We start from the raw sequence: 17,001 nt of genomic DNA, 5'->3' as shown, positions 1-17,001 counted from the left end.
GGGGATGTAACGGGTGTTGGTGACAGAGTCAACAATGCGTTACGCATCTATACGCACCTGTGGTTTGTTTTATACTACCCGTATGTTCGACAGTTTAGGCAGAATAAAAGCACAAAGAAAAGAGTTACGCTCTTTTGTGCTGTTTTTTGGGTTTATCGCCCTGCTCCTTTATATTCTCTCCCCTGCGCGCAATACAGATTTCAACCTGTCTAAAGGGGAATGCGCTGAATTGAATATGCTGTGGCAATCCAAATACCAAAACGACTTTCAGTTTGATGAAACATGGAGTTTTGAGTTGTTTGAGTGTGAAACAGCCAAGGCGAAGTTAGCACATGCAATATTCCTTATTGATAGGATGACTGTTGAGCCTGAAAAATTTGATTTTTACGATTGGATGAAACGGGTTAATCCAATTTTCAGTCAGAGATTAATGTTTGGCTACTCTGGCATCAGTTATTTCGAAGCACATCAGGTTGATATCAACATTGATAAGCTACGGACCAGCAATCCTGTCGAAATAGCGGGTGTCCTTATCCATGAAACACGGCATTTAGAGCAGGGCTATAATTCCCATATACCTTGCAGTGTCGATGAAAAGAGACAGTGTGATTTACGCTTAGAAGCTGACCTACTGACTGGCGGAGCTTATAGCTATGATACGGCTTTCTATGATCAATTAATCAAAGACACCAAGTCGACGCGCAGCGTGAAATACGCAGCATCAAAATTATTGCAATCTAACCTTGATACGAAATTCAACGAACCTGTTGCCAATAACCGTTTCAAATAGTTGTGCCCGTAAAATAAGTACTCTAACGTTTGGTATCACTCACTATATGGCACATAATATGTATACACTTTATTGGTCTGAAGGCACAGCAAGCTTTGCCCCTCAGGCAGTTCTGGAAGAGGCTGGTTTGCCGTATAAATTGGTTTCCATTGATATTGAAGCTAGTGAAAATAGAGGTGCGGACTATCTAAAGGTGAACCCAACAGGACGTGTGCCAACTTTGATTACGCCTAAGGGAGAAGTGATATACGAATCTGCTGCGATAGGATTGTATCTGATTGATCATCATGGGCTTGATGCCCTTGCACCATTATCAAATGACCCTTTACGCGGAGCATTCCTGCAATCACTAATTTATTTGTCCAATACTGTTCAAGCATTTTACCGGACGTTTTATTACCCTGACCGCTTTGGACAGTCATTGGAAACCGAAGCTGCGTTTAAAGCGACCGCAGTGGAAAACCTTTACGATGCATGGGAGTGCGTAGAAGTTTATCTACAAAAAAATGGACCTTATCATTTGGGTGACCGCTTCAGCTTTGCTGATATCTATCTGGTTATGTTGATTACATGGTTTGTACCTATGGATGATATTTTGAAACGGTATCCTGCAATTAAAATGTGTTTTGATCTATGTGCCGCACGACCCGCAATTGAAAAATGTATGTCAGGACAAACTCAAATTAGTGTGGGTGGTGCTATAAAGCCTTAAAAATAGGGTGGTTCTTGCAGGAAGACCGTCAAAAACCACCCTATGTATAAAAAGTACTCGTTAAACCACTATAAAGATCAAAATTAAAATTCTAATATTGAATTTAATATGCTTACTTTGACGCTTACAAGGATAATGGATTCAGTCATGTATAAGTAGGTTTTTTATTGTGGTAAGATAGGACGTAGTAGACATCAGTGTCCGATTTCAAATTCCCGACTAAGTGCTTTAAAACTGGGGTGGCAGGCTAAAAATGAATAAAAAAGAAACCCCGTTGAGCAGGGAGATTTTTGCAAAAAGAAAATCAAGTGGGCTGACACAACAAGAACTAGCGCGCCGTGTTGGGGCGACCGCACGTACTGTTGGTCGTTGGGAAAATATGGGTGTCGTCCCACAGGTTCATCATATCATTGCGCTTCGACGTGAATTGCAAATTGGGATCGATGACTTCGAAGAATTGATCCGCGCCTCTGTTCAAAAATCCGAGGTTAGCGATGTGCACAACAGCAAATCATACGAGGTGCATGACTTCAGTCATTGCCTGCAAATGGGGTTGGATTTTGACACGCTGACCACAAAACTAATTGATCTGGATGATGAAACCATTGAAAGCATTTCTGACGATGCTCTAGGTAGTCATAAACAATGGGTTCAACTGCATGAAATGTTGGCCGATTGTGGGCGCATTTTGGTGCGTAACAATTCGGATATCGTGGGTTATTGGTTTTTCATCCCCGTAAAGGATGAGGCGTATAACCAGATCGTTTCTGGGAAATCCTATAATTCCAAACTGTCGTCAAAGAATATTGAACTGTTGGGATTGCCTGGGTGTTATAAAATCTATTTCCTTGATCTATCGGTGATCTTGTCAGACCGAAATTATAAAACCCGCGTGATGATGTTAAACGCATTCTTTGATCAGATTGCGGGTATTGCCGAAGCGGGTATAATTACGGAAGCCATTTGCGCTGTTGCCTACTCGATGGAGGGAGAAAAGCTTTGCGAAGGGCTTGGGTTTGAGTTCGTCAAAGACCACGAAAGCTATGAGCGCACATCTGTCGATGGTCAGCTAGAACCCGCAAAAGTCTATGAATTAAAACTTTGGCCCTATGATGAAGACCAAAAGATATTTCAGCAATGGCCTACTTTGAAAAAGGCCTATTCGCGCATCTAATTTAGCGTTTTAATGAAGTCATCGATTTCTTGAACGCGCTCTGTGCTGGACGGGTGCGTTGATAACCATTGCGGTGGCTCAACCGCGTTTTCAGTGACCCATTCGAAAAACTTTTTCAGGCCATTTGGATCATATCCAGCATCATGTGCCAAATGCAGCCCAAAGTGATCGGCTGATGTTTCATGCTCACGAGAATACGCAAGCGACATGATCAGATTACCCTCAAGAAGCAGATCTTCGATAAAGGGGCCAGTTTCACCAGCCAAGAACGCGACAAGTACATAAATGCTAAGTGATCTATAAGTTTGACGCAGCCCATGCTTCTCGATGACGTGACCGATTTCATGTCCCAAGACGCTTGCCAAGATATCTTCATCATCGAACTGCTCGATGAATTCATCCGTGATCACGACTGTACCATTTGGCAATGCAAATGCATTTGGGCCGACATCTGGCATGCTTCGGAATAGAAGTTTGAAATCTGATGTGCCAATGTCATCTTCATCTAAATAGGAGAGTAGACGTTTAAATATTTTCTGTATTTTGGCTTGTTGGGCATCTTCTAACAATGTTTCTTCTGACATTGTGAAATCAATAGTACTGAGCGTTCCACGATCAATTTGTGCAACAACAACTGGTGGTGTTAAGGCAATTGCAGCCGCAACCAAAATATCCAAACCAAAACGCCACAAAACCCAAACAGCAGCAATACAAGCTACGACAAGCACCATAAGACGTGGGCGAAATTGTTCTAGGCTGTGCAATATAGAACCGTGTGTTTCCCCTGTAAGCGTTTCAACGGCTTGGTGTTCATCCGTTTCAAATAAGGTGCCATCAGGAAAAGTTATACGGCGTGATGTAGAACCAAGTGGAGGATCAACCGTAACATGAGATAAGAGTGCGGTTGCTATAACAGTACCATGTTCATCTATGATGCTTAAGGCCAAATCATCTTGATCCGCAGTTTCCGATGGTAAAGGTACACTTGATAAAAGCGTTGCCTCCACTCGGTTGGATTGCAACGCTGGATATGCCCTGCCGATAAAAGCAGGGCATTCTGTATTGTGGTTTTGCGTCATATCTTAAACGGGCAGGCCAACATCGATACCTTCCAAATCGGTAAATGCATCGCCAAGTGCAGATGCTTCTGCCTGTTGTGTTCCGATGAAATCATCCAATGACCCACCTGGAATTAGGTCGGTGTTCTCAGCAAGGTATTTTGACATACGCACCTGTGCCCATGGGATCATCAAGCCCAAAGTACAAACAACGACAACAAAGCTTGATAAAGCGATCCAAAGCATTTTTCCTGCCGAAACTGTCGAGTTGAATTTGTGACCACCTGTAAGTGTTGTCGCATTATAAACCGTGTTACGGATCATAGCGAAATAAATCATCGCCGCAGGTAAAACTGCTACGAATAACAACAAGTAAAACATACCAATAATAGAGCCTGCAGTTGAAGGGTCTGTTTCAAGATTATCCATGGCATATGCTAACTCTAAGATGTTAAAACCAGTTGCAAGCATTCCCAATCCGCCGACGATAACAACCCAAGCAATAGCCACTAAAAAGGCCTTGTAGAATGGGCCAATTGGGCCGTCGAAGTGAAATTCTGCAGTGCCCAAACGGTGGTTGTTAATGGAAAACTTACGAACGGCACGGCTTAAAAACGGAGCTGTCGTATAAGCTGTTAGGGCTGTTAAAATCGGATAGATGAAGAAAACAAGAAAGGCTTTACCCACCGTGCCAACAAAATTGAAACGTACGTTGGAAAAACTTGTCATACGCGCATTGAACATCATTGAACGAACAATCAGCCAAGGCATTAGGCCGATCAGGGCAAGTAAAAGGAATAAGCCCAGAAATGGGACCGCAATTAATACAATGTTGAAGAGGATATAACCGCCAATTACGATCAAACGGCCAATAAGAATTTGCTTGCCCGTTGCATGGTAATCAAAATTACGATCCGAAACATATGTGTGGTTGGAAAAATATTTCTTCGCACGCACTTTTGCCCAAGCCGAATAAATTCCGATTGTTATAATGCTCAGTAAAAGATTGACGATCCAAATCCCAAACCATTCTTTTGCATTACCTGTAAACTTAAATTTTTCAATTGCATTTTCTGACATATCGACCCCGAATATAGAATGTATTTTAGAAGGGTTAAGTCGAAAGTTTAGCTTAGGCAAGCTTAAAGTTGAGGGATTTTGTCAGTATTGGTGATCTTTGTCACAGACATTTTGAATTAAAGGTGGGGCCCGAATGCTTTGTAGTGTAATGCCTCTAAAACGACCGCATTTGTATTGAGTGTTAGGATTGCATTTGGGGACATATCCGCCTCGAATAATCCTGCATACCAGCCGTAATCAGTTTGCAAATGTTCTACTGTTTTAATCAACTCTACAGCATATGGATGACGAATCGTGGCCCACCACCCAAAGCTGGCTTTGGTGGATATGGTGCGTTTGTCGGATACATCGACACGCCTTGCGGTTACGCTTTTGAATGGAGCGTGATCCACAAGGATTGCGTTATAGGCAAAATAGGGCGGGCCTTTGATGTGGTCTTCGGACAAAGCCGTGATTTGGCCTGTTTGATTGTAGCGAAATATTTGCGCATCGAACACATGTTGGGCAACCCAAAACGCATCATCACGCCACCCCATTTCCAAGGCTTCCAGCAAGAAGGGCTCTGATGTTGTAACTGCTGACACCCCATGCGTTTTCGCTGTTCGGGCATCACCTGGTAAGTTCAAGCCGTAATACCCTTGCCAACGTAATATCGGTTCGTATTGTGCGGCGGCTTTAACAGGTAATCCAATTTTCAAGCCCGTGCGCCCTGCATATTGTTCATACCCAATACGCCCTTCTTGAACATACCTTCCATTGGACTGCCCACGCACAGCCAATCCCCGAAACCGTCCTGCTTCGGTTAATTGTGATAAATCCCATTTACTTATGATCGTGTGGGCATAAGGTAATAGCTCTGGAAAAATTTCTGTCACCACTAACATGCCAGTGATAAATCGCATGATATCTAGGGCCGACCACCCGATGCCTTTGGGTGTTGGTTTATTAGCATAATCAGTCATGGTAAGACTGGTGATATTGTAAGCTTTGTTCGGCAATTGCCCCTGATAAAGTGGCAAACGTGCGACGCTGTTAAACGTGCGCAACATCCGCCCCGTTGCTTCGTCTCGCGATATGATCCCAAGCTTATAGGCAGATGTGACTGCCATCAGATAGCCACCCTGATCCCACATCGTCATGGATTGAAACTTACGTACAGACGGCACTAACCCGGTTTTTGTATCAGTGTTCTGTGCGAAATAAGCCCAAGCGGTCTGAGCGTATTGCTGTTCTTGGGTCGTTAACGGAGTGAAGGTTGGCTTTTTCGGATTAAACATCGTTTGCGCCTGTGCAGGTGTAGCGTAAAACAGAACCCATATCAGAAATATATATAAGGTTTTGATCACTGTGCATTCCTGACGGTTTTATAGACATATCCATCAGATTATGAGGCACAGATGTTAATATGCGACTTTGCACGCGCAGTATTTAATGATCATTCTAATTGAATTGTTTGTTCTTCTAGGAACTTTTCGAATGCATCCAGATTAACATTTTCAAATTGCCCAAAGCTTTCCATCCAGATAGACGCATCTTTCATCGCATTCATTTGTAGTTTGCACCATTTCACCCGTCCACGTTTCTCCTGTGCGATCAAACCCGCGCGTGTCAGGATTTGCAGGTGTTTGGAAATGGCTGCCAAAGACATCTCGAAGGGTTCAGCGACATCGGTCACGGCCATATCATCCTCTAACAACATAGTCAGGATTTCGCGGCGCGTCGGGTCGGCAAGGGCCGCAAAGACAAGATCGATGTTCGCAGTCATAAGAATTGCCTACACTTTGCGAGGTATAAAGGTCAACCGATGGGTTGAATGGTTTTAATATGCGCAAAATTGACAGAGTTTAATAGTATTAGGTTCTATAAAATGCTGTTGAAGATTTCTAATTCTTGAATGATGGTCTCTCTCATGATTAATAGTTTTCTTGATAGATTTAAGAAGCCACATTTGAGCGCAGATCGTAAAACGATGGAATTGGCGCTTAAAGGGCAATGTATTCCTGTAATCAGAAAACAAGGTTTCAAAGGCTCATTTCCGAATTTTTATAGAGAGGATGAAGGTTTTGTCGCATTAGTTAACTTTCAATTTATCTCATCTGGTGGGAGTTTTTGTGTTAATCTTGCTTACACTAATCCTGAACGGAGCAATATACACCCTCAGTCCAATACTGCTGCTAAAAATATAAGAATTTATTCGATCAATCTTAATGATCGGTGCCGAATGGGATCTGTAAATGGCGAAGATCCGTGGTTTTGTTTTGGGAAGACGAATTATGGGATGTTCAGGAGTAAGCCAATCCCTGTAAAAGATATTGCTTTGAAGTGTAGTCAATTGTTTCTGTCCGAGGCGGAAAACTGGTGGTTGGAGAAGAAAAACATTTAACATAGGTTAAATGTCAAATTGTTGTAAACGGTGCGAGATAAAGAGATAGTCATGCTAAAGATGATTGATGGGTTTAACCGCATTGGCGAAGAAAATGCTTTTACGGTATTGGCACGCGCCCAAGCTTTAGCAGCACAAGGGCGTGACATTATCAACCTTGGGATTGGTCAGCCTGATTTCCATACACCAGAACATATCGTCGAGGCGGGTATCAAAGCGCTGCGTGATGGGTATCATGGGTATACAGGCGCAACGGGTATCCCTGAACTGCGCACAGGTGTGGCCGCTGATATTGATCGGCGCCTAAACGTGGATGTGAGCCCTGATAACGTGCTGATCGTACCTGGCGGTAAGGTGACGATGTTTCTGGCAATCTTAATGTTTGGTTCGCCAGGCAAAGAAATACTCTACCCCGATCCTGGGTTTCCGATCTATCGATCAATGATTGAATTCACTGGGGCAACGCCTATTCCGATCCCTATCAAAGAGGAAAACGATTTTGCCTTTCGGGCAGATGATGTTCTGAACCAATTGAATGATAAAACCAGCCTGATCATTTTCAATTCACCCGCCAACCCTTGTGGTGGTGTCACACCCAAAGCGGAAATGGATGCGTTGGTGAAAGGGCTGGAACACCACCCCGATATCGCCATTTTGTCGGACGAGATTTACGGTCAGATGACTTATGACGGGCAAGAGCATATCTCTATGCTGTCCTACCCATCCTTGCGCGATCGTTTGATCTTGCTGGATGGCTGGTCGAAAACATATGCGATGACAGGATGGCGTTTGGGGTATTCGGTTTGGCCTGACACATTGATTGATGCAGCGCGAAAGCTGGCGATTAATTCGTGGTCCTGTGTGAATGCGCCTGCACAATGGGCGGCATTGGCTGCACTTGAAGGGCCGCAGGATTGTGTGACGGATATGGTGGCAGAGTTCGATCGCCGTCGCCGTATTGTGGTGGAGGGTTTGAATGCTTTGCCAAATATCACATGCCGCACACCGTTGGGGGCATTTTATGCGTTTCCGAACGTGACGAAGACAGGGATGGGGGCGAAAAAACTCGCGTCTGAATTGCTCGAATCCGCAGGGGTTGCAACGATAGGTGGACCTGATTTTGGCACGTTGGGCGAGGGGTATATTCGTCTGAGCTATGCAAATTCAGTTGAAAACATCGAACATGCGCTAACTAAAATGCAAATATATCTAGAAGGATTGTGATAAAAGTTAACAAATTGCTTTTTACGAAAGTTTCATTTTCCCATTAAAAACAATACGAAACATGCGTGCGGTTATCACAAACGCAAATATGTCACACGATTGTTTGTAATTTTATGTGGAAAATATCTTTCAGGTTAACACTTTTTCGAGTAGCGTACACCTCATCCAAAAATATCGAGCAAAAAACAGCCTAAGGCCCAAACTAAATGAACGACATGTCCGGGCAGCAAGCCCTTAAGGCGCAAGCGACTTCCACTGAAACAGCTACACCGAGTAAAGATTGGTTGCGTACACTTGCGCAGTACCGAACGCCGAGCACGTGGCGGAGTGTTTTTGAACTTGCAGTCACTGCGACAGGTTTCTTTGGATGCTGGGCACTTGCATGGGCATCGATGTCCGTCAGCTATATCCTGACAGGTTTTTTATGTTTCATCGGTGGCGGCTTTTTGGTGCGTCTGTTTACGATCCAGCATGATTGTGGTCATGGTTCATTGTTTGCATCACGTGTGGCTAACGATTGGGTTGGACGTGTGATCGGTGTTTTGACACTGACACCCTATACATTGTGGCGTCGCAGCCATTCGATCCACCATTCGGCATCGGGTAATTTGGAAAAGCGCGGCGTTGGCGATATCTACACAATGACTGTGCAGGAATACAAAGACAGCACCAAGTGGCAGCAGTTTATGTATCGTTTGTACCGCAGCCCGCTGACATTATTCGTTATTGGCCCGATCTATATCTTTGGCATTCAGCAACGCCTGCCTGTTGGGTTCATGAAAGATGGTGCGAAATATTGGATTTCTTCATTGGGCACATCTGTAATGATGTTCCTTGTCTATGCATCTATGATTTACCTGATCGGTTTTTGGCAGTTCTTTACGATCTTCGCGATCACAAGTTTCACAGCTGCTGCTGCGGGTATGTGGTTGTTCTATGTTCAACATCAGTTCGAAGAAACGCATTGGGATATGCCAGAGGATTGGGATATGCATGATGCAGCGCTTCACGGCTCTTCGCACTATGTATTGCCGCAACCATTACAGTGGATGACAGGCAACATCGGTGTGCACCATGTACACCACCTATACAGCCGCATTCCATTTTACCGCCTGACCGAGGTGATCAAGGATCATCCGATTCTTGGCGAAATGAAGCGCCTGACGGTTTTGGAAAGCTTTAAAAGTGTGAACCTGCATTTGTGGGACGAGGCAGAACGCCGCTTGATCACATTCAAAGAAGCACACGCATCAAAGCTGTCATAAGCAGTTTTTGGCGGTAACAGTTCCGCCACTTAACGTGACTTTCGTTTTGTAATTTTATTCCTTAGGCTTCTTCGTATTAATAATACGGAGAAGTTTTTGTATGTGGGATAGATTGTTCAAAACGTTCCTAACAAAATCGTTTAAACGCGGATCATTAAAGATCACCTTGAATGATGGCAGTACACTACAGCTGGGCGATGGCAGTGGCGATCCAATCGAGGTGATATTCCATACTGATGATCTGCCACGTAAGATTTTGACAAACCCAGATATGGCTGTTGGCGAAGCTTACATGCATGGAACCATGACGATTAAGAATGATGATCTTTATGGCTTTTTGTCTTTGGCTATTTTGAACCTTGGGCGGAATGGGGAACGGTTTAACAATCCCACGAATGGCCAAAAGTTCATGCAATCTGCGCGTAAAATTTTACGAAAGATTTCGCAGCACAACCCTGTTGGGCGGGCACAACAAAATGTGGCACATCATTATGATCTGTCTGATCAGTTGTACGATCTGTTTTTGGATGAGGATAAGCAATATTCCTGCGGCTATTACAAAACACCCAATGACACGCTGGAAATGGCGCAAGCGCAGAAGAAAGCGCATATCGCTGGCAAGCTGCGATTGGAAAAGGGCATGCGTGTACTGGACATCGGTTGTGGCTGGGGTGGCATGGGGCTGACACTGGCACGTGATTACGGTGTGGATGTGGTGGGTGTGACGCTCTCCAAAGAACAACACAAAGTGGCAGAGGCGCGGGTTGCTGCGGCAGGCTTAGAGGCACATGTGGATTTCCGTTTGCAAGACTACCGTAATGTCACCGAACAATTCGACCGTATCGTTTCTGTGGGCATGTTCGAGCACGTCGGCGTTCCACATTATGCCGAGTATTTTGAACAGGTGAAAAAACTACTGAAACCTGATGGGGTGGCACTGATCCATACGATTGGGCGCTGTGCCCCGCCGAATGTCACCAGCCCTTGGATTGCGAAATATATTTTCCCAGGCGGCTATTGCCCCGCGATGTCCGAAGTGCTGCCTGTGATCGAAGATGCAAATTTGATCACCACAGATATCGAAGTGTGGCGCATTCATTATGCAGACACCTTGCGCGATTGGCGTGCGCGGTTTGAGGCCAATATGGATCAGGTGTTGGAGATTTATGATTACATGTTCTGTCGGATGTGGCGGTACTATCTAATTGCCTCTGAACTGACATTCCGTCTGGATCGTCAGGTGGTGTTCCAGTTTCAGATCACCAAGGATCAGCAAGCGGTACCCGTGACGCGGGATTATCTATATTGAGCTGCGCACGCCTTTAGCTTGATGCGCTTCGCGCAGCTTTGATTTGCGCTCCGCGCGGGGGATATTTAGGCCATAAAGAAACACACGCCTTTAGCCCCGTCTGCCCTATCTGGCTGGCGGGGTTTTGCGTTTCTTGGGTTTGTGTAAGTTATAAGGAAGGTGGCGCCACCTAAGTGTGGTATGATGCCTGAACAAGGTTGAAAGCCTTGCACCTACTTTTAAACGTTTGTTTTTCGGTGATCCCTCATTTGACGCTGTTACCCGCCCTTTGGAACCTCGAACCACTTTTGCTAGCGGGTATTGTTATACCCTTTGAAGGGTTAGGAAATTGTTAGGGGTGCGTACGGTGTGATATCTCAGCCTCAGTTATTAAAGCGATTTGCACAGGAGTTGACTAATGTCGGCCATGATAATTACTTTTAAGGATGGCAATCGCAAAGAAAAATTCGAGGAAAATCTCTGTCGGGGGTATGGACTACCGTTGGGTGCTGACAATTGATAGTGGTTATAACGTCATTACCGTGCAAAAGAGCGATGGGTTTGGTTGTAAATTAACGGCAACTTTGCCGTGGTCCAAATCGGATGATGGGTCTCTTGACATAACCCATTGGTGGTGCAGAGGTGTTCCATGGGATTCAATTACGCCGAAATTTGTGGCAGCACTCATCAATGATGCTATTGATCTTGGTTGGATGGCATCTAAATCAGGAAAGCCATTCCGTATAGATTACAGGGATAAAGTTTTTTACGTGTCTTAAGGATCAATGTGTATTTTCAACCAAATGGTTGAATGAATGGATTCATGCATTAAACGTGTACATGGGTAGTCTATCGTTAGCGATAAACCTGTCACAGGTTGATAAAATTATTTAAAAACAATGTGTTGTAGGGTTTTTGAGATAGAACAATCTCGTTGACTCTTACCCCCCTAAACCCTATTTTCCGCGCAACTGTCCAAGGTGTGTCTTTTGGCGTGATTAAGGAGGGGCTGAAAAATGACTGATGGCCCTGATCCCGAGCGTTTAGATGCATTAGAGAAACGGCTGGCAGCTGCGAAGAAAGGTCAAGAACCTGAAGCGCGCGAAGAAAGCCATATCTCACAAGCCCAGCATGGCTGGCGGATGGTGACGGAATTGGTGGCAGGTTTGCTGCTGGGTTTCGGAATAGGGTACGGGATTGATCACCTCGCAGGCACATTGCCTTGGTTTATGATCATATTCACGATCCTTGGGTTTATAGCGGGGGTGCGCACGATGATGCGGACAGCGCAAGAGGTCCAGAATAAGAATTCGATGCAAGACGCTGACTAAGCGTTGCGCGGGTAGCAAGATGAGACGGGCGGTATGATCGCCTAAGAAAAGGAAAAGACACGTGGCAGACGAAGCAACAAGCGGCTTTAACATCCATCCAATGGATCAGTTCCAAATCAAACCTTTGTTTGGTGGTTCTGAAATCCTTTGGTACACACCAACAAACGTAACATTGTGGATGGGCTTTACAGTTCTAGCCATCATCGCATTGTTGGTTTTAGGTACACGCGGTCGCGCAATCGTTCCTTCACGTAGCCAGTCCATTGCGGAAAGCATGTACGGCTTTATCTACAAAATGGTCGAAGACATCACAGGCAAGCAAGGTCTGAAGTTCTTTCCATATATCTTTACATTGTTCATGTTTGTTTTGGTTGCCAACTTCCTTGGCTTAATCCCTACATCATTCACAACAACATCCCACATTGCGGTTACAGCCACATTGGCTTTCGCTGTCTTCTTTACAGTGACGATCCTTGGCTTCGCATTGAACGGCTTCAAATTCTTGGGTCTGTTCTGGGTTTCATCAGCACCGCTTCCATTGCGTCCTGTTTTGGCGGTGATCGAGCTGATCTCTTATTTCGTACGTCCTGTTAGCCACTCTATCCGTCTTGCGGGTAACGTTATGGCGGGTCACGCGGTGATCAAAGTGTTTGCGGGTTTCGCAGGCGCGCTGGGTTTGGGTGCTATTGCACCAATCTTTGCGATCACAGCAGTTTATGGTCTGGAGGTCCTTGTGGCCGCTATTCAGGCGTATGTTTTCACCATTCTAACGTGTGTGTATCTGAACGATGCTTTGCATCCGAGCCACTAACGTTTGAACACTAAATATATCTATTCCATCAAAAGGAGAAATCGTCATGGAAGGTAATATCGCAGAAATGGGTCAATTCATCGGTGCAGGCTTGGCTTGTATTGGTATGGGTGGCGCAGGTATCGGTGTGGGTACAGTTGCAGGTAACTTCCTGTCAGGTGCACTTCGCAACCCAGCAGCAGCTGGCGCGCAAACAGCTACTTTGTTCATCGGCATCGCATTTGCCGAAGCTTTGGGTATCTTCTCATTCCTAGTAGCATTGCTACTAATGTTTGCTGTTTAAGCAAGGTTTGAGAGCTTAACCTTTCTGGGGTTAAGTATATGATTGGCGAGTGTTGGGCAGTCTGCCCCACTCGTTTTCCCATTGGAGAGTATAATGGCTGACACTACTCATAGCGCAGGTCATGAAGCGGCTTCGGCACCTGGTATGCCGCAGTTAGACTTTTCAACTTTTCCAAACCAGATTTTCTGGTTGGTGGTTACACTGGTTGTGATCTACATCGTTCTAAGCCGTGTTGCATTGCCTCGCATTGCAAACGTTTTGGCGGAACGGAGTGACACGATCCAACGTGATCTGGAAAAAGCTGAAGCGTTGAAAGCAAAAGCTGTTGATGCAGAAGCTGCATATAACAAAGCTTTGGCTGATGCACGTCTAGAAGCGTCTAATATCGTTGCTGAGACAAAAGCGGACATTCAAAAAGATTTGGATAAAGCGATTGCAAAAGCGGATGCAGAGATTTCTGCAAAAGCTGCTGAAGGCGAAGCAAAGATCAAAGGAATCAAAGACAATGCGATGGTATCTGTTGAGGTTGTTGCAACCGATACAGCATCTGCAATTGTTGATGCAGTGATGCCGGGTGCGGCGGATGCGAAAGCTGTTAAAGCTGCTGTTAAAGCACAGTTGAAAGGGTAAGATCATGAAAATTTTTACAACTTCAGCTGTATTGGCTTTGACATCTGCACCAGCGTTGGCTGCAAGTGGTCCTTTCTTTAGCTTGAACAACACAGACTTTGTTGTGTTGATCGCATTCCTATTGTTCATTGGTTTGTTGGTATACCTTAAGGTTCCTGGCAAAGTTGGTGGCATGTTGGATGAGCGCGCAGAAGGTATCAAAGCGGATTTGGAAGAAGCACGTACATTACGTGACGAAGCTCAAGCTGTTTTGGCGTCTTACGAGCGTAAGCAACAAGAAGTACAAGAGCAAGCTGACAAGATCGTAGCGAATGCAAAGACAGAGGCACAAGCCGCTGCTGAGCAAGCTAAGATCGATTTGAAAGATACGATTGCACGTCGTCTGCAAGCTGCGGAAGACCAAATCGCATCTGCAGAAGCATCTGCTGTTAAAGAGGTTCGTGACACTGCAATCTCTGTAGCAACATCTGTTGCTGGCGGCGTGATTGCATCAAAAATGCCTGCAAAAGATGCAGGCGGCTTGATCGATGCTGCGATTAAAGACGTTGGTGAAAAGCTTCATTAAGCGTTTTTAAAGCTTTGAAAATTTATGACCCCGTTACTGTAAAGTAGCGGGGTTTTATTTTGTTAAATATTTATTTTTATGAGGAGTATTTTAAATGAAAACTATTTTATGGTCATTGCTTATAGCTATGTTCATGCAAAAAGCATCCTTTGCAGCAGAGTTTACTTTAATTGGGGAAGGAGGGGATTCTGAAAGTCACGTTACACGCGCTTATCACATATCGGATGATACGACCTATGCTGATATCAAGGTGCATATGGCAGAAATGAAAGATTACAGAGATACCCACACTCAGACACCAGGTGAAATATACGGTTGGATAATAGATGTGGTATATTTCAAAGAAGGATGTTCTGAGAAAGGTTGTCTAAGTGAGTTGAATCGTGCTGATAGTGATACGAAAGTGATCGACTTTCTATCAGATTATCTCTCGAAAACCCCTGCTTCTTTCAATGGGCTTTACCGCTGGGGTAAAGAGAACAATATCTTAGACTGTTCAAAACCTGAAAACGCTTATTATTGGTGCATATGAGATAGTGCTCTTATGCAGGGTATCAAATTGAACGCTTATTTACCTCGAGACCGACTAGGTAAAACCCAGCTAATAGAAAGCCGATCAAACTACTGGTTATTATGCCTAAGGTTGGAAAGAAGTGGGTGATGGATGCCAGATAGATGCCCGTAGATAAGAAAGAATATCCAAAACCTTTAATCATGCTAAAGGCTGCTTCTTTTCCATATGTCGAATGTAGAATGGCTATAAGGGGTACAAGCGTAACGGGAAAAGGGGTGAATACCCCCGCCCATTCTGGCCCGACCAACTCTACCATGTTTGTAACAATGATGACGATGTTTGAGGCAAGCATGATACGCACAAACAGTATTATTGGGGTGATTTTTACTGGCCTCTGTTTTTGATTGCTTTCAATTTTATTGAGAAAGTAATTCACGAAGATAGCTGTACAGAGTAAGAAAATAACAGCAGCAGTGAAACTCCATGGAATATTTGCAATCATGATTGCCATAATAAAATAAATAACCAGGGCTAAGGACAGGGTGGTTTTGTAATTGAAGTCTTCTGCGATTTTGGAACCAAATATATAATATGAATATGCAAACACTGGATTGAGAGATAAAGCGGCCAGAGAATACAAAGATGCTTCGGACGCGATAAGGGGCCCATTTTCAATGGCAATGAAAGATGCAACGATGGCCGTTCCTATTGGGAAGCCTGTTAAAATGCCTGCGAGTCTGGGGTTGCCTCTATCTGCTATGTACCCAAGTATAATTATGCTGAATGATGTGAGTGCGATTTTGATAAGCAGTAGTGACATCTTGTGGACCCGATCCAGTGGTTAAATGCGTGTTTGTCAGAAATTTTTAGGCGAAATACCTCAAAATAGTGGTTCGCTTATTTGGTATGGATGATGTGAAGTGGATTGACTAACCATGGTTTTTGACTGAAGCCTATAGAAATTCTATAGGCTTGGAGCATAATGCAAAAACTCAATTTGAATTCATTAAGAATGTTTGATGCAGCTGCGCGTCACTTAAATTTTACAAAGGCTGCGCAGGAAATGAACATTACGCAGGGCGCTGTAGCTGATCGTGTGCGGCAGCTTGAAGTTGTGTTAGGGCAGGCATTATTTCACAGACAAGCCCGTGGTCTTACTTTTACTGAGGCCGGTAGCTCCTATCATGCTGCCATAGAGGAAGCGTTGAATATTATCGATACAGCGACGGCAAAACTGTCGCCAGAAAACAAAGTCGTGACATTAACTGTAACGCCGAGTTTCGCATCAAAATGGTTGGTGTATCGCTTAACTGAATTTTCAAAAATATATCCAGAAATCTCTGTGGAAGTTGAAGCCAGCGAACATCCAGCAAATCTTAAGTTGGATGGAATAGATTTCGCAATTAGGTTGGGACATTTGCCGTTTGATGCTGATTTAAAGTATCATCTGTTTTCCAAAATGGAACTATGCGCTGTATGTTCTAAGGAATACGCGCGGGAGGTTTCCGAAATAACCAGAGTGCAGGATTTATTCGGCTATAGGCTAATCCAAGACAGCCATTATCGTTGGGATGAATTAGGCAAGTCCATGAAACTGAAGCCAAAGCAAGGTATCACGCAGTTCAACCAAACATCTTTAGGTATTGATGCTGCTTTAAGCGGTCAGGGGATTACGCTTGCGCCAAGGATATTTGTTGATGACGAATTGAGAAAGGGCATGCTCATTTCACTTTGGTCTGATGAGCAAATCGAGACTAACGATTATTATGTGCTGTATTCTAAGGAGAAGAGAATGACATTGGAAAAAAAGGCTGTGCTAAATTGGCTGTTATCCGAGAAACCTACATAAAGCACTCTTTCGTCTGTTGGTGTGAAGATTGGTAAGCATTTTGA

At 44.4% G+C, this 17,001-nt stretch carries 20 protein-coding genes; 15 read left to right on the top strand and 5 right to left on the bottom strand.

Features of this window, described 5'->3' with window-relative positions; all coding sequences use genetic code 11:
• Nucleotides 1–19: 19 nt before the first annotated feature.
• The 3 genes from F9L33_RS11220 to F9L33_RS11210 all read left to right on the top strand — a co-directional run bounded on the left by F9L33_RS11220 (nt 20) and on the right by F9L33_RS11210 (nt 2,676).
• A complete protein-coding gene (locus F9L33_RS11220) occupies nt 20–790 on the top strand; it encodes a hypothetical protein (RefSeq protein WP_152142870.1) in 771 nt (256 codons plus the stop codon).
• A 58-nt stretch (nt 791–848) separates the two neighbouring features.
• On the top strand, nt 849–1,502 hold the full coding sequence (locus F9L33_RS11215; protein WP_193222029.1) for a glutathione S-transferase family protein: 654 nt from the start codon (nt 849–851) through the stop codon (nt 1,500–1,502).
• A 253-nt stretch (nt 1,503–1,755) separates the two neighbouring features.
• Nucleotides 1,756–2,676 (top strand): helix-turn-helix domain-containing protein, encoded by a 921-nt coding sequence (locus F9L33_RS11210; protein ID WP_152142868.1) that lies wholly within the window; start codon nt 1,756–1,758, stop codon nt 2,674–2,676.
• Here F9L33_RS11210 and F9L33_RS11205 read toward each other — a convergent pair.
• The 4 genes from F9L33_RS11205 to F9L33_RS11190 all read right to left on the bottom strand — a co-directional run bounded on the left by F9L33_RS11205 (nt 2,673) and on the right by F9L33_RS11190 (nt 6,579).
• Complete coding sequence (locus F9L33_RS11205; protein WP_152142867.1) at nt 2,673–3,755, bottom strand: M48 family metallopeptidase; 1,083 nt, start codon at nt 3,753–3,755, stop codon at nt 2,673–2,675. The two genes, F9L33_RS11210 and F9L33_RS11205, sit on opposite strands and share 4 nt — an antisense overlap.
• A 3-nt stretch (nt 3,756–3,758) precedes the next feature.
• Complete coding sequence (locus F9L33_RS11200) at nt 3,759–4,814, bottom strand: YjgN family protein (RefSeq protein WP_152142866.1); 1,056 nt, start codon at nt 4,812–4,814, stop codon at nt 3,759–3,761.
• A gap of 116 nt (nt 4,815–4,930) precedes the next feature.
• The gene (locus F9L33_RS11195) at nt 4,931–6,160 is read right to left on the bottom strand and encodes a DUF3131 domain-containing protein (protein WP_152142865.1); all 1,230 of its coding nucleotides are present in this window, start codon (nt 6,158–6,160) and stop codon (nt 4,931–4,933) included.
• An 89-nt stretch (nt 6,161–6,249) separates the two neighbouring features.
• Nucleotides 6,250–6,579 carry a metalloregulator ArsR/SmtB family transcription factor gene (locus tag F9L33_RS11190; RefSeq protein ID WP_152142864.1) on the bottom strand — a complete coding sequence of 110 codons (330 nt, stop codon included), beginning with the start codon at nt 6,577–6,579 and terminating at the stop codon, nt 6,250–6,252.
• A 144-nt stretch (nt 6,580–6,723) separates the two neighbouring features.
• On the opposite strand from F9L33_RS11190, the gene F9L33_RS11185 reads away from it, so the two are divergent.
• The 11 genes from F9L33_RS11185 (at nt 6,724) to F9L33_RS11135 (ending at nt 15,126) form a co-directional block, all read left to right on the top strand.
• On the top strand, nt 6,724–7,197 hold the full coding sequence (locus tag F9L33_RS11185) for a DUF4304 domain-containing protein (RefSeq protein ID WP_193222028.1): 474 nt from the start codon (nt 6,724–6,726) through the stop codon (nt 7,195–7,197).
• A 51-nt stretch (nt 7,198–7,248) separates the two neighbouring features.
• On the top strand, nt 7,249–8,421 hold the full coding sequence (locus tag F9L33_RS11180) for a pyridoxal phosphate-dependent aminotransferase (protein ID WP_152142862.1): 1,173 nt from the start codon (nt 7,249–7,251) through the stop codon (nt 8,419–8,421).
• Between the two features lie 215 nt (nt 8,422–8,636).
• Nucleotides 8,637–9,686 (top strand): fatty acid desaturase, encoded by a 1,050-nt coding sequence (locus tag F9L33_RS11175; RefSeq protein ID WP_152142950.1) that lies wholly within the window; start codon nt 8,637–8,639, stop codon nt 9,684–9,686.
• Nucleotides 9,687–9,786: 100 nt separating this feature from the next.
• Complete coding sequence (locus tag F9L33_RS11170) at nt 9,787–10,995, top strand: cyclopropane-fatty-acyl-phospholipid synthase family protein (protein ID WP_152142861.1); 1,209 nt, start codon at nt 9,787–9,789, stop codon at nt 10,993–10,995.
• A gap of 470 nt (nt 10,996–11,465) precedes the next feature.
• Nucleotides 11,466–11,753: a hypothetical protein gene (locus F9L33_RS11165; protein ID WP_152142860.1), complete on the top strand. Its 288-nt coding sequence runs from the start codon at nt 11,466–11,468 to the stop codon at nt 11,751–11,753.
• Nucleotides 11,754–11,990: 237 nt separating this feature from the next.
• Nucleotides 11,991–12,305, top strand: a complete 315-nt coding sequence (locus F9L33_RS11160) for an AtpZ/AtpI family protein (RefSeq protein WP_152142859.1) — start codon at nt 11,991–11,993, stop codon at nt 12,303–12,305.
• Between the two features lie 100 nt (nt 12,306–12,405).
• A complete protein-coding gene (locus F9L33_RS11155; RefSeq protein WP_152142949.1) occupies nt 12,406–13,116 on the top strand; it encodes a F0F1 ATP synthase subunit A in 711 nt (236 codons plus the stop codon).
• 46 nt (nt 13,117–13,162) lie between these two features.
• A complete protein-coding gene (locus tag F9L33_RS11150) occupies nt 13,163–13,399 on the top strand; it encodes a F0F1 ATP synthase subunit C (RefSeq protein WP_099591843.1) in 237 nt (78 codons plus the stop codon).
• Nucleotides 13,400–13,492: 93 nt separating this feature from the next.
• Nucleotides 13,493–14,029: a F0F1 ATP synthase subunit B' gene (locus F9L33_RS11145; protein WP_152142858.1), complete on the top strand. Its 537-nt coding sequence runs from the start codon at nt 13,493–13,495 to the stop codon at nt 14,027–14,029.
• A gap of 4 nt (nt 14,030–14,033) precedes the next feature.
• Nucleotides 14,034–14,594 (top strand): F0F1 ATP synthase subunit B, encoded by a 561-nt coding sequence (locus tag F9L33_RS11140; protein WP_152142857.1) that lies wholly within the window; start codon nt 14,034–14,036, stop codon nt 14,592–14,594.
• Between the two features lie 94 nt (nt 14,595–14,688).
• The gene (locus F9L33_RS11135) at nt 14,689–15,126 is read left to right on the top strand and encodes a hypothetical protein (RefSeq protein WP_152142856.1); all 438 of its coding nucleotides are present in this window, start codon (nt 14,689–14,691) and stop codon (nt 15,124–15,126) included.
• A 22-nt stretch (nt 15,127–15,148) separates the two neighbouring features.
• Here F9L33_RS11135 and F9L33_RS11130 read toward each other — a convergent pair whose 3' ends face one another.
• Nucleotides 15,149–15,928 carry a hypothetical protein gene (locus F9L33_RS11130; protein WP_152142855.1) on the bottom strand — a complete coding sequence of 260 codons (780 nt, stop codon included), beginning with the start codon at nt 15,926–15,928 and terminating at the stop codon, nt 15,149–15,151.
• 162 nt (nt 15,929–16,090) lie between these two features.
• Here F9L33_RS11130 and F9L33_RS11125 point away from each other — a divergent pair, with 162 nt between their 5' ends.
• Nucleotides 16,091–16,957 (top strand): LysR substrate-binding domain-containing protein, encoded by an 867-nt coding sequence (locus F9L33_RS11125; RefSeq protein ID WP_152142854.1) that lies wholly within the window; start codon nt 16,091–16,093, stop codon nt 16,955–16,957.
• The last annotated feature ends 44 nt before the right edge of the window (nt 16,958–17,001 follow it).

Source organism: Amylibacter sp. SFDW26, assembly GCF_009184395.1.
Classification (GTDB): Bacteria; Pseudomonadota; Alphaproteobacteria; order Rhodobacterales; family Rhodobacteraceae; genus Amylibacter.
The sequence above is the reverse complement of the archived record's forward strand: the minus strand, read 5'-3'. Positions and strand labels throughout refer to the sequence as shown.